At 43.0% G+C, this 12,357-nt stretch carries 14 protein-coding genes; 9 read left to right on the top strand and 5 right to left on the bottom strand.

What is annotated here, in order from left to right; all coding sequences use genetic code 11:
* The first annotated feature begins 35 nt into the window (after positions 1 to 35).
* The 3 genes from PSU78_RS06895 to pqqA all read left to right on the top strand — a co-directional run bounded on the left by PSU78_RS06895 (position 36) and on the right by pqqA (position 3,309).
* Positions 36 to 1,397: an MFS transporter gene (locus PSU78_RS06895; RefSeq protein ID WP_300386203.1), complete on the top strand. Its 1,362-nt coding sequence runs from the start codon at positions 36 to 38 to the stop codon at positions 1,395 to 1,397.
* Between the two features lie 68 nt (positions 1,398 to 1,465).
* Positions 1,466 to 3,097, top strand: a complete 1,632-nt coding sequence (locus PSU78_RS06900) for a hypothetical protein (protein WP_300386206.1) — start codon at positions 1,466 to 1,468, stop codon at positions 3,095 to 3,097.
* A gap of 140 nt (positions 3,098 to 3,237) precedes the next feature.
* Complete coding sequence (gene pqqA, locus PSU78_RS06905; RefSeq protein WP_012777389.1) at positions 3,238 to 3,309, top strand: pyrroloquinoline quinone precursor peptide PqqA; 72 nt, start codon at positions 3,238 to 3,240, stop codon at positions 3,307 to 3,309.
* Positions 3,310 to 3,400: 91 nt separating this feature from the next.
* Here pqqA and PSU78_RS06910 read toward each other — a convergent pair whose 3' ends face one another.
* The 4 genes from PSU78_RS06910 to thiS all read right to left on the bottom strand — a co-directional run bounded on the left by PSU78_RS06910 (position 3,401) and on the right by thiS (position 6,223).
* Positions 3,401 to 4,732, bottom strand: a complete 1,332-nt coding sequence (locus tag PSU78_RS06910) for a murein transglycosylase A (protein WP_300386365.1) — start codon at positions 4,730 to 4,732, stop codon at positions 3,401 to 3,403.
* Between the two features lie 43 nt (positions 4,733 to 4,775).
* Positions 4,776 to 5,159: a Co2+/Mg2+ efflux protein ApaG gene (gene apaG / locus PSU78_RS06915; protein WP_300386208.1), complete on the bottom strand. Its 384-nt coding sequence runs from the start codon at positions 5,157 to 5,159 to the stop codon at positions 4,776 to 4,778.
* A complete protein-coding gene (locus PSU78_RS06920) occupies positions 5,156 to 5,941 on the bottom strand; it encodes a thiazole synthase (protein WP_300386211.1) in 786 nt (261 codons plus the stop codon). The genes apaG and PSU78_RS06920 overlap by 4 nt, the downstream gene beginning before the upstream one ends.
* Positions 5,942 to 6,019: 78 nt before the next feature.
* Positions 6,020 to 6,223 carry a sulfur carrier protein ThiS gene (thiS, locus tag PSU78_RS06925; RefSeq protein ID WP_300386214.1) on the bottom strand — a complete coding sequence of 68 codons (204 nt, stop codon included), beginning with the start codon at positions 6,221 to 6,223 and terminating at the stop codon, positions 6,020 to 6,022.
* A 379-nt stretch (positions 6,224 to 6,602) separates the two neighbouring features.
* Here thiS and PSU78_RS06930 point away from each other — a divergent pair, with 379 nt between their 5' ends.
* The gene (locus tag PSU78_RS06930; protein WP_300386217.1) at positions 6,603 to 7,352 is read left to right on the top strand and encodes a dienelactone hydrolase family protein; all 750 of its coding nucleotides are present in this window, start codon (positions 6,603 to 6,605) and stop codon (positions 7,350 to 7,352) included.
* 7 nt (positions 7,353 to 7,359) lie between these two features.
* On the opposite strand, the gene nhaR is transcribed toward PSU78_RS06930, so the two are convergent.
* Positions 7,360 to 8,256 (bottom strand): transcriptional activator NhaR, encoded by an 897-nt coding sequence (gene nhaR, locus PSU78_RS06935; protein ID WP_300386220.1) that lies wholly within the window; start codon positions 8,254 to 8,256, stop codon positions 7,360 to 7,362.
* A 112-nt stretch (positions 8,257 to 8,368) separates the two neighbouring features.
* Between nhaR and PSU78_RS06940 the strand changes: the two genes are divergently transcribed.
* The 5 genes from PSU78_RS06940 (at position 8,369) to PSU78_RS06960 (ending at position 12,357) form a co-directional block, all read left to right on the top strand.
* Positions 8,369 to 8,716: an HPF/RaiA family ribosome-associated protein gene (locus PSU78_RS06940; protein ID WP_300386223.1), complete on the top strand. Its 348-nt coding sequence runs from the start codon at positions 8,369 to 8,371 to the stop codon at positions 8,714 to 8,716.
* 103 nt (positions 8,717 to 8,819) lie between these two features.
* Positions 8,820 to 9,698: a protease HtpX gene (gene htpX / locus PSU78_RS06945; protein ID WP_300386226.1), complete on the top strand. Its 879-nt coding sequence runs from the start codon at positions 8,820 to 8,822 to the stop codon at positions 9,696 to 9,698.
* Between the two features lie 26 nt (positions 9,699 to 9,724).
* Positions 9,725 to 10,264 (top strand): TIGR00645 family protein, encoded by a 540-nt coding sequence (locus tag PSU78_RS06950; protein ID WP_300386229.1) that lies wholly within the window; start codon positions 9,725 to 9,727, stop codon positions 10,262 to 10,264.
* Between the two features lie 11 nt (positions 10,265 to 10,275).
* Positions 10,276 to 11,340: an AI-2E family transporter gene (locus PSU78_RS06955; RefSeq protein WP_300386232.1), complete on the top strand. Its 1,065-nt coding sequence runs from the start codon at positions 10,276 to 10,278 to the stop codon at positions 11,338 to 11,340.
* A 60-nt stretch (positions 11,341 to 11,400) separates the two neighbouring features.
* Positions 11,401 to 12,357: a TerC family protein gene (locus tag PSU78_RS06960; protein WP_367186329.1), complete on the top strand. Its 957-nt coding sequence runs from the start codon at positions 11,401 to 11,403 to the stop codon at positions 12,355 to 12,357.

A 12,357-nucleotide genomic window follows, 5' to 3' on the forward strand; every position in this document is an offset into this window, starting at 1 on the left:
AAAGCATATAAAAACTAGAAAATAGGGATCTATCTATGAGCAATCAATTTACATTAATGAGTGAGCAGCGTTTTCGCCCATTCTTTTTTACACAGTTTTTAGGTGCATTTAACGATAATGTATTTAAAACCGCGCTCATTACCTTGGTCGCTTTTCATGCATCAAGCTTAAGTAGTATTGATGGCGCAACGCTTGCTACTTTGTTGCCAGGGTTGTTTATATTGCCATTCTTTTTGTTCTCCGCCACCGCAGGGCAAATCGCCGACAAGTTTGAAAAATCGCAAATCATTCGCTATGTAAAAGTATTTGAAATAGGCATTATGACCTTTGCCAGCGCTGGATTCTTTTTGCATAATATCTGGCTGCTCGCTGCCGCGCTATTCATGATGGGCATGCACTCAACAATTTTCGGCCCAGTAAAATATTCCTACCTGCCACAACACCTAAAAGCAACTGAGCTCATTGGCGGCAATGGCATGGTAGAAATGGGCAGTTTTGTGGCGATTTTATTAGGTCAAGTGCTAGGTGCTTCACTTGCCACTGTTGCACATCACGAGTTATTCACCAGCATCGCCATTATCACCATTGGCTTTTTAGGTTATTTTAGCAGCCGCGGTATACCCAACTCCCCTGCAGCAGATGCCAGTCTTAAAATCAATTGGAACCCCATCACCGAAACGGTAAAAAACGTTAAATTCATTTGGGCAGACCAAACCGTATGGCTAGCGATAGTTGGCATTTCTTGGTTCTGGTTTTACGGCGCGACTTTATTGGCGCAATTTCCCAACTTTGCCAAAGACATTTTGCTAGGCAATGAAAGTGTTTTTATTTTACTGCTCTCTGTTTTTTCAATCGGCATTGGCATTGGTTCACTGATGTGCGAAAAGCTATCTAAAGGCAAGTTAGAAGTAGGTTTAGTGGTATTCGGTGCCATTGGTCTCACACTATTTGGCATAGATTTATATTTGTCCAGCACCTACCTCCATGAAACCGTGAATCTTAAATCGATGTTCGATTACAAATCTTTCATCACTTACAGCCATGCCTACAACCCTGAGGTCTACAGCTTTAACCATGAGTCTTTAGCACGCTGGCGCTTGCTGGCGGATATTGCCTTAATAGGCTTCTTTGGCGGGCTTTATATCGTACCTCTTTACGCCTTAATTCAAACACGCGCTAAGAAAAGTCATCAATCACGCGTAATTGCTGCTAACAATATTATGAATGCTTTATTTATGGTCGTTTCAGCAGGCTTTTCTATATTGTTATTGGGAAAAGGTCTGAATATCCCGCAGTTATTTTTAGCCACCGCATTGCTTAATGTATTAGTGACTATCTACCTATGCATTCGCCAACCTGAATATTTCAAAACATTTATCGCATGGATTAAACGTTAACTAATACGGCGATGCAAAACAACACGCTCAAAACAATAGTCAGTTAATTAACCAAATTGCTTTCACGAATGAATAAAATTACATCTAAACTCATTGCCCCAACATTCTTGTTATTCAGCCTTAACACGCAAGCCAGCCCTACTCTAGCTATTGAAGATGGTTTACTCGGTCTTTACTCTGCCGAGAATATTGAAATCACCACTGGGCGATGCCAAGACTGCGCCACGATTCCACAAGCACGCTGGTATTTTAAAAAGGAACTTATCGCAGTACCTAAAAAAGGCGTGCCTATCGCAGGGTTTTCAAAAACAGCATTTAGTTTGCAAGAAGCCATAAACGAGCAAAATAATAATGCTTTACCACCTTTGATCTGGCTAGGCTCGCAGCATGTGATTCCACATGCAAGACTGAATGATAGCGGAACGATGCTGACTGAAGCATCAGGTTTAACCAGTCCATTTTCCATTATTGATAAAATTCCAAGTAATCTATCCTATTGGAATGACAGCACCTTACAGTTTTTTAAACAACGTGATGTCAGGTTGCGTGGCGAGTTAACCGACAAAGGTTTTATCGCGCGCACAGTTTGGCCACTTGATTTCAAAATTGATGCCAATGCAAATCTTAATGCATTGAAAGCTGATGAATCACTAAAAAGCTTAGTTCAATATGAAAATGGTGGCGCCAAAAGCGCGTACGAGAGCAGATTGCTGTGGGAGAAAACACCTGGCGTAGCAAAAGAAGTGGCAGGAAAAGCCGTACTCGCATTTATGCTGAACGGCGCACAAGGTGATGACGACGAAGCGCATGGCGGCCATTTTGCTGTTGTGACAGGCCGAATGGAAACTGATGGCAACTATTCGCGTTGGCTGGTAAATAACTATTACAACCTTGCCTCGAATAGCGAAAAAGGCATCATCGCAGGCGTTACGCCAATGGATAAATACTTGACCGACCTTAATAGCGGTCAAAACTTTTATCGCCCTTCTTATATGCTGGTTGCTGTACTTAAAAACGACAATGTACCTGCACAATTTCAGGCTACAACCAACCGCATTTATAACCAATTCTATCGTAACGATTTTGTTTATGACCACTCTCGCAACAACTGCGCAGGCGTCAGCATCGATACACTGAGAGCACTAGGGTGGAACATTCCAATGCGCGGAGTTGAAAGCCAACTTAAAGCCTCGGCAGCCTACTTTTATGTAGCGGCCACTGAGATGAGCTTAACAAAAGGTCGTGCGATTTATGATTATCTAAACACCGAAACTACGCGTCTTTTTCCAGCGGTTACATTTGATGCAATTGGCGAAGATTTATTATTAGGTGCCAATCAGTGGTCAAGAAAGCTTTACACCGACCACAACCCAACTACGCCTTTCATGCGCCAGATTGGCGAAGATATTGAAGCGATTTATTTTGTACGGATTCCGCAAATTCCTTCTAGCCGCGCCTTTGGCTTAGCACCTGTGTATAGCTTTGACCAATACCTGCAGCAAGCACCTGCTGACCGTAGCCAATGGAAAATTGTACCAACAACGCCAAATCCACTACCTGAAAGACTTAAAGATGGCGCGGCGTTAAAGCTACAATCACCATCATTGATCCCTCTACCAATAGCCGCTGTATTGATGTTTATTATGGGTGGATTGACTTGGCTAATCCGTAAACTGCTAAAGCGCAGAGCGAGAAATTAACTGTCAGCTAATTTAAATCTAATGAATTTCATTAGCTGTCATTCATGACTCTAGTCATTCCATTAATTCTCTACAGGCATATAGTAGCTAAACGTTAAGCAGCAATGCGATACGAAATTAATCTAAAAAGGAGAACTATTATGTGGACTACACCAGCTGCTACTGAAATGCGTTTCGGTTTTGAAGTTACAATGTACGTAATGAATAAATAGTTTCAAAATAAGCTTAGGCTTATGCAAAAAGGGTGCTTTATGCACCCTTTTTTATTTTCTACCGCTTGCGACTAATAAATCAAATTTACACTTATTTAATCACAAACTCTTTCGGTAAAAATACCCAAATCTTTCCAGATTGCTTCATGGCACCAGCTTTAGCACCTGCTTCATTGCCATCACCCCAATAAAAGTCAGCGCGCACGCCGCCTTTAATGGCACCGCCTGTATCTTGCGCCATCATAAAACGCTTTAATGGCTTGGCGCTATTGGGCTCGGTTGTAGATAAAAATACTGGGGCACCTAAAGGCACATATTTGGGGTCTATCGCCACAACGCGTTCACCCAGAATAGGCACGCCAAGCGCACCGAGCGGGCCTGGCAAACCTGCGGGTAGCTCTCTAAAGAACACATAACTTGGGTTGCTATTGAGTAATTCGCGAAGTTTAGTTGGGTTGTTGCGTGCCCAATTTTTAATGCCATTCATGGAGGCGTTGGCCATTGTTAGCTCACCGCGTTCCACCAGCAAGCGGCCGATAGAGTTGTAAGTCATGCCGTTTTGATCTGCATAGCCAACATGCACTTGCTCACCACTTTCTAGCTGTACGAGCCCTGAGCCTTGAACTTGCAAATAAAAAACATCGATGATGTCATCTATGTAGATAAACTCACGACCTTTTAACGGCGCCGCTTCTGACTCAATGTCAGCACGATTGTAATAAGGCACTAATTTATTACCTACCAAGCGACCACGTACGCGCTTGTATTTCAGTTCTGGAAACAAGCTATCTAATTCAACCGTTACCAAATCGGTGGGGACTTGATACAGAGGGTTGGCATATTTGGCGGACTTGAAACGGCTACCTTTGAGTATTGGCTCGTAATAGCCTGTAATTAATCCGCTATCTGTACCATCAATATTGGTCGTTCTATAGACAGAGAAATTTTGTTTGAAATACGCAAGAATGGCCTCTGAACTCGGCTTATTGGCTGTTTGATTATTGAGTTGTGTGGCGGCATTACAAACTTTTTGCCACATAGGTTTATTAATGAGGGCGCTGCAACTTTGCATCCAAGCTGGCCAAGATAAACTCAAATCAGATAAATTTTGTTTTGTTTGACCCAAACCGTCAACGTCTTCCCATAGCGCAGGTTTTAATAAACCGTAATCGGCAATTTTAGAATCAGCAGGCTTGATGTCTGAAGGTTTTGCGTCAATAGGCTTAGCTTCTATTACTGGCTTATCTGGTTCAATAATTTGCACAGGGCTGGTATCAGGCGCCTTAACAGGATTTTTATTTGGGCTACAGTCACATTTAGCGATTGGCTTTGTGGGCGGAGTTGCCTTTAAAGTTTTACTAGCGCAAGCAGTCAGCCCGCCGCTAATAAATGCGATCAAAATAAGTGTTGTAATTCTTTTTATCAATTGATTATTATCACTTTAGAGGCTAAACGAGAATTCAACACTAATGCAAAACTCTAGGCATATTAAGTACAAATGGCTGAATCTCAGCATCAAACTGCGTACCGTCATCTGCCACCATTTGATAAGTACCATGCATTTCACCCATGGGCGTACTTAACACAGTACCGCTGGTATATTCAAAATGCTCATTCGGATTCAATAAAGGCTGCGCGCCAACAACGCCTAAACCTTTGACTTCCTGCTGCTCACCATTCGCTTCTTTAATCACCCAATGACGACTAATCAGCTGCGCAGCCACGTTGCCAGTGTTAGCAATTTTAACGTGATAAGCAAAAGCGTAACGATTCCGTGCTATATCTGATTGATCTGCAAGAAATTCCGTTTCGACCGACACGGTGCATTCGTAATGCTTATCCGTGGTCATTTTGTCATCAAGCCTTCAGATGGAGAGCTTGGGCTTGCTGAATATAATTTTTTAGGCATACGCCCAGCCAAATACGCCTCACGTCCAGCTTGCACCGCTTTTTTCATGGCGGATGCCATCAAAACTGGATCACGCGCTGCGGCAATCGCTGTATTCATCAATACTCCTTGGCAACCAAGCTCCATAGCAATGGCTGCATCAGAAGCCGTACCCACGCCAGCATCCACCAGTACTGGAATTTGCGCATTAGCAATGATAATTTGTAGATTCCATGGATTTAAAATGCCCATGCCTGAACCAATCAAAGACGCTAATGGCATCACAGCGCAACAACCAATTTCTTCTAACTGTTTGGCAATGATAGGATCATCCGAACAATACACCATCACGTCAAAGCCATCTTTTACCAGTGTTTTAGCTGCAGCGAGTGTTTCTATCATATTCGGGTATAGCGTATTAGGATCGCCCAATACTTCTAGCTTCACCAATTTGTGACCATCTAGCAACTCTCTTGCTAGGCGCAATGTGCGCACAGCGTCATCAGCAGAATAGCAACCTGCGGTATTAGGTAGATAAGTGAATTCCTCTGGTGGCAAGAAATCCAGCAAAGAAGGCTCGCCAGCATTTTGGCCAATATTAGTACGGCGTATCGCCACCGTGATAATTTCTGCGCCACTCACATCAATCGCCGCGCGTGTTTGTGCAAAGTCTGCGTATTTACCAGTGCCCACTAACAAACGAGATTGATAGCTTTTACCTGCTATTTTTAATAGATCTAACAATTTAGTATCCTCTTTAACATGATAGTTAGTGGTTAACGCAGTGTTCTGGCTGAAATTCTAGCGACTATTTTGTCAGCGCTAGCCGCCACCTACCGCACCAACTATTTCCAACTTATCTCCATCGGTTAACTGCTTATCCGCAAACTGACTACGCGGCACTATTTCACCATTACATTCAATAGCAAGGCGTTTGCCTTCTAAATTAAGCTGGGCTACCAATTGCGCTACTGTGAAATTTTCCGCATCAAAACTGCGAGGCTTACCATTAATAATGAGTTGCATTGTGACTGACATCGCGTGAACTTTAGCAAGAAGTAATTATTGATGCGCCGCATAAATAATTACAATATAAAACATCATTTTACGAAATTAGTAGCTTATATAGCAAACCTTATCTCGACTATTTTCAGTAGCACTTTAATTTTCATAGTACTTTGAAAGTATTCAAGAATCCAAAATATATGGACTATGTATTAAAAAATAGTTCACAGCACAGCATCTCAAATACGATGCGGCCCCTATTAAGCAGTCGTGATGTCATTTTATTAATTTGCATGCCTCTCAAATTGCCATGTTATTCAACATCATCCTTACCTTAATGAATTTCATCGTTGTACAATAGCAAAATTATTTTTTTACACGATCATTTAGAAGGTAAGCAATGAAAGTTCAAAGCCAAATCGCAGACATCAATACCCCAACAGGTGTGATGCGCACGTATATTCATCGCCCTGTCGGCGGCAAACCTAGTGCTGGTGGCAAATTTCCTACCATTTTATTTTATTCAGAAATTTTTCAGCAAACTGGTCCGATTGAAAGCGCAGCTAAAATCATCGCTAGTCATGGTTATGTAGTGCTGGTACCAGAAGTATTTCATGAGTTAAATCCTATTGGCACTGTTCTGGCATATGACGATGCTGGTCGCGATAAAGGCAATGCAGACAAAGCTGCCAAAGATGTGCAAGGTTATGACACAGATAACCAAGCAATGATTGCCTATATCAAACAACAAGATTGGTATGACGGCAACATTGGCGCAATGGGCTTTTGTATCGGTGGTCACTTAGCTTTCCGCGCTGCCTTACAACCAGAAATCAAAAGTACCGCTTGTTTCTATGCAACCGATTTACACTCAATGACTATTCCAAATAAACCAGGTCAGCACAGCATGGAACGCCTGAGCGACATTACTGGCGAGCTGTTGATGATTTGGGGCAAGCAAGATACGCACATTCCAACTGCTGGACGTACGCAGGTCTACAACAAGTTAACTGAAGCTAACCTCACATTTACTTGGCATGAGTTCAATGCACAACATGCCTTTATGCGTGATGGCGATGAGCGCTACGATGCGCAGACTGCCATACTATGCTATCAATTAGCGCTGAATCTATTCAGCAGAACAATGTAATCAAACTTTAACTTTTAAAAAGCGTTTGTTTCGCCGTATCGCGGATTGCCGCGACGGCTGGATGATCAAAACGCCGCTCAACTGAGATGGCGTAGTAATAATCTTGCACCTCTTCAGTTTTGCCAAGTTCAACCACCCCATACTGCCGCTCAATTTCCGATGCAATGACTGAAGGCGCCATAAAAATACCGATACCTGCCTGACCAAAAGCCTTCATCAACGCACTGTCGTCAAATTCCCCAACAATTTGTGGGCGTATGCGCTTCGTATCAAACCAGCGCATTAACCTGCCTCGCATCATCGTATCTAAACTAGGCACTAATAAGGGCGCATGACTCAAACTGGCAGGGAAGCCTTCTCTGTACTTTGCCGCCAATGTGGGTGTCGCAAAAAAACTGATGCCACATTCACCGAGTTTATGATTATCAGCTTTGATATCCAATTGCTCAGGCATAGGTCTATCTGACAGCACTAAATCTAAACGATGTATGGCTAAATCGCCCAGCAACTTATCTAACTTATCTTCTCTGCAGATAATTTTTATCGGCTCATTCAGCGTCATCGCTGGCGCAAGTAAACGGTAAACGATTGATTTAGGCATCACATCGGCAATACCCACTCTAAAAGTGGCCACTTGTTTCACGGTACCGCCACTTAGCGCTTGCTCCATCTCCGCACCTATTTCAAAAATCTCATCCGCGTAAGATAAAGCTAAACGACCTGTTTCTGTCAGTTCTAGCCCACGGCCAACACGCTTAAACAATGTCGCTTCCAACGAAGTTTCCAACAATCCAATTTGACCGCTAAGCGTTTGTGGGGTGAGGTCAAGCTGCTCACTAGCACGGGCGATGCTGCCAGCGCGCGCCACTTGCCAAAAATAATTCAATTGTTTGTAGTTCAACATAATAGGTCAACCATCAGTTTTTTACGAGTTATCTATCAGTATAATCTTTATTTTTACGATGTGTTAATTCCCCTAGTATATACAAACGTTAATGCTTACTTAGGAGATTAAGATGCAACTTGATATTCAAACAAATGGTTTTTCATTAACCGATGGAATTCGCGATTACGCCACACGTCGCATGCAGTTTGCGCTCGATAGAAATGATGGGCATGTGATGCACGCTCGTATTAGCTTAGCCGACATCAATGGGCCGCGCGGTGGAATAGATAAAAGATGCCAAATTAATTTGGTATTGGCGGGACACAGTAACATTGTCATAGAAGACACTGAAGCTGATTTATATGTGGCTATTGATCGCGCGAGCGACCGCTGCGCTCGCACACTGACTAGACGACTGGAAAAACACCGTGAACATTCTTACGACTCTGCACCTATACCATTAGCCACAGATGACTAAACAAACTTAATGTTTTATAAATATTTTAGTTTTACCAGTACTTTAGCTTGAGCAAACTAAAGATGACATTAACCGCTCAATATTTGATGTTTTGGAGTTCGCAATGAAACGTATTATTTATTTTTTAGCCACCAACCTTGCCATTATGTTGGTACTGTCTCTGACCATGCGCATCCTTGGCGTGGAACCTTACCTCAATGCTAACGGATTAGATTTAGGCAACTTACTGGCATTTGCCGCCATTATGGGGTTTGGTGGTGCGTTTATCTCACTGGCAATGTCTAAGTGGTCTGCCAAACGCATGTCTGGCGCGGTAGTCATTGCAGAAGCACGTACGCCTACTGAAACTTGGCTGATTAAAACGGTGCGTGCTCAGGCAGATATGGTCGGCATCAAAATGCCAGAAGTGGCGGTATTTGACTCCCCTGAAGTGAATGCCTTTGCAACAGGGATGACTAAAAATAGTTCCTTAGTCGCAGTATCGACTGGCTTACTCAATAAAATGAGCAAAGATGAAGCCGAAGCCGTGCTGGCGCACGAAGTTTCACACATTGCGAATGGCGACATGGTTACGCTCACCTTAATTCAAGGCGTGGTGAATACTTTTGTGATGTTTCTGTCACGCGTCATTGGTTATGCAGTAGATAAGATTATCTTCAAAACTGAAAAAGGCACTGGCCCTGCATTCTTTGTCACAATGATTATCGCAGAACTATTATTGGGCGTATTGGCTTCCATAATCGTGATGTGGTTCTCGCGTCAGCGTGAGTTTCGTGCTGATGCTGGTGCGGCTAAATTATCCAGTGCCAAAAAGATGATTGCTGCTTTAGAGCGTTTGCAAGCAGAACACGAACCATCTGCCTTACCAAAACAAATGGCTGCTTCAGGCATTTCTGGTGGCGGATCCAGCGGATTCAAACGCTTGTTTTCAAGCCACCCAGACCTATCTGAACGCATTGCTGCGTTGCGTAATAATGCATAAATAGCTTATAAAAAACGAGACTTAAAATGAAAATGAAACGTATTGAATTGTTCTTAGAGCATTTTATGTTTGGAAGTCGTTGGCTGTTAGTACCTTTTTACATAGGTTTAATTGCAGGCATTGCCTTGTTATTAGTTAAGTTTGCCAAGGCATTCTTCGTCCTCATCCCCACAGTGTTTAGTGGGGATGGTGGCGAAGCATTATTGGGGATTTTGACCTTAGTTGATATTACCTTGGTCGCAAACTTGCTGCTTATTATCATTTTTGCTGGCTATGAAAACTTTGTCTCTAAAATTGATACTGGCGATAATGAAGACCGCCCAGAGTGGATGGGACATGTTGGATTTTCTGATTTAAAATTAAAGCTGATTGGCTCTATCGTGGCGATTTCTGGGATTGAGCTACTTAAATACTTTATCAACGTAAAAGAAGTGTTGGCTGAGCCTAATGGAAATTATCAACTTGCTTGGTTAGTGGGTATTCACTTAACGCTAGTATTTTCTGGTGTGATGTTTGCGCTGATGGACAGAATTGCTGGTGGCAGCCATGGTACTAAAAGTAAGTAAGGTTTGAGTTAGTGCTAAATGCTAAAACTAAATTTAGTCGTCGCCTTGTGCCATGGCTCGCATTAGGCGGCTTAGTTGCACTCGCGTCTATGGTTGTTGCACCGTTTCTTGCACCTATCGCTTGGGCAAGTGTTTTGGCTTATGCATCATGGCCAGTGGCTGAAAGAATTAGGCGCGGATGTAACAATAAAGATACCTTGGCCGCTTTTTTAGCTACTGCATTGTTAGCACTGACAATATTCTTACCACTAGTTTGGTTAATCTGGCTAGCTCAACAGGAAATTGGTCATTTGTTTCCTGCGCTTCAGGCATTTTTGGCTAACCCTCCGCCAGTGCCAGAAGCATTACGCAGCATGCCTTGGATAGGTGAATGGTTAATGCAACAGCAGGCTCACTTTACTGCCAATCCAAATGGCGCCTCACTAGTCATTAAAACTTGGCTTGCGGCGCACACAGCAGACCTGAGCACACTAGCAGGTGGCTTAGGCAAAAACTTGGCCAAAATGATACTCGTTGTGGTTATTTTATTTTTCTTTTTTCGTGACGGCACAAGGATTGTGCGCGAATTACGTCACGTTTTAGAGCGCTTTATAGGCGCCCAAGTGCATGATTATTTACATGCTGCAGGCACTACTACTCGCGCTGTTGTGTACGGAATTTTACTCACTGCTTTAGTACAAGGTGTTGTGGCTGGGCTTGGTTATTGGGTCGCAGGCTTAACTTCACCAGTAATGTTTGGCTTACTGACGATGATATTAGCGCTTATTCCATTCGGAACACCTTTAGCTTGGGGCGCAGCAGGGCTGTTGTTATTGTTGCAAGGTGAAACTGCTGCGGCTATTGGCGTATGGATTTGGGGAGCCGCTATCGTTAGCCAACTTGATAATGTGCTAAGGCCATTATTCATTAGTAGTATTAGCCCCATACCCTTTCTATTAGTGCTGTTTGGTGTGCTAGGTGGGCTGCTAGCATTTGGCTTGGTTGGCCTATTTATCGGACCAATTGTGCTATCAGTTGTATGGGCGGTTTGGCGTGAGTGGACCGCACATTTGGATGAAGTAGCAACAGTGAATTAATCAATAGCAAATATACAAACTTAGCACTAAGAACTAAAAAGGAAAAATAAAATGGGTGAAATGCAATCAATTGGAACATGGTGGATGTGGTCGGGTTTTGGCCTATTTGTGGTGGCTATGCTATCTATAGACATGTTCGCATTAGGCCGCAAAGGCGCGCACAAAGTCAGCGCTAAAGAGGCGCTTGTTTGGTCATTCATTTGGTTTTCACTAGCACTATTGTTTGGTGGCGCATTGTGGTCTTGGTTAGACCACACATCAGGGCGTGCGATAGCCGATGCCAAAACGATGGAATATCTCACCGGTTACTTGCTAGAAAAAACCTTAGCGATGGACAATATTTTTGTTTTCGTCATGCTGTTTTCTTACTTTGCCGTGCCCATTGAATATCAAAAGCGCGTGCTAGTTTATGGCGTACTAGGCGCAATTGTATTGCGAGCATTGATGATACTGCTTGGTGCATGGCTAATTGCCGAGTTTCATTGGGTACTTTATGTGTTTGGCGCATTTTTGCTAATTACTGGCATCAAGATGTTTGTTTTCGCAGACCAAGAGACAAATTTAGCACAAAATCCATTGCTCAGTTGGCTGCGCCGCCACATGCGCATTACCGATAGTTATCACGGTGACAAATTCTGGATTACTAAAAATGGTGTTCGCTGGTTCACGCCGATGTTTTTAGTATTAGTTTTGGTCGAATTCTCAGACGTAATTTTTGCAATGGACAGTATTCCAGCAATTTTTGCCATTACTAGTGACCCATTTATCGTATTCACTTCCAATATTTTTGCGATTCTAGGCTTACGCGCACTGTATTTTTTATTGGCAGACATGGCCGACAGATTTCACTTACTCAAATATGGCTTAGCCGTTGTACTCATGTTTGTAGGCACAAAAATGCTCATTGTAGAATGGTTTAAAATACCAGTTGCAGTTTCACTAGCGGTGGTCATTGCGGTGCTAGGCATTAGCATATTACTCAGCCTAAAAAGCACACGTCCTAAGCCTTCACACTAG

This window comes from Methylotenera sp. (genome assembly GCF_029945705.1).
Lineage (GTDB): Bacteria > Pseudomonadota > Gammaproteobacteria > Burkholderiales > Methylophilaceae > Methylotenera.

Bases quoted from the DNA above. Each gene is read 5' to 3' on its own strand.
- PSU78_RS06895 (WP_300386203.1), top strand. From the start codon at position 36: ATGAGCAATCAATTTACATTAATGAGTGAGCAGCGTTTTCGCCCATTC.
- PSU78_RS06900 (WP_300386206.1), top strand. From the start codon at position 1,466: ATGAATAAAATTACATCTAAACTCATTGCCCCAACATTCTTGTTATTC.
- apaG (WP_300386208.1), bottom strand. From the start codon at position 5,159: ATGACCACGGATAAGCATTACGAATGCACCGTGTCGGTCGAAACGGAA.
- thiS (WP_300386214.1), bottom strand. From the start codon at position 6,223: ATGCAACTCATTATTAATGGTAAGCCTCGCAGTTTTGATGCGGAAAAT.
- PSU78_RS06930 (WP_300386217.1), top strand. From the start codon at position 6,603: ATGAAAGTTCAAAGCCAAATCGCAGACATCAATACCCCAACAGGTGTG.
- nhaR (WP_300386220.1), bottom strand. From the start codon at position 8,256: ATGTTGAACTACAAACAATTGAATTATTTTTGGCAAGTGGCGCGCGCT.
- PSU78_RS06940 (WP_300386223.1), top strand. From the start codon at position 8,369: ATGCAACTTGATATTCAAACAAATGGTTTTTCATTAACCGATGGAATT.
- htpX (WP_300386226.1), top strand. From the start codon at position 8,820: ATGAAACGTATTATTTATTTTTTAGCCACCAACCTTGCCATTATGTTG.
- PSU78_RS06950 (WP_300386229.1), top strand. From the start codon at position 9,725: ATGAAAATGAAACGTATTGAATTGTTCTTAGAGCATTTTATGTTTGGA.
- PSU78_RS06960 (WP_367186329.1), top strand. From the start codon at position 11,401: ATGCAATCAATTGGAACATGGTGGATGTGGTCGGGTTTTGGCCTATTT.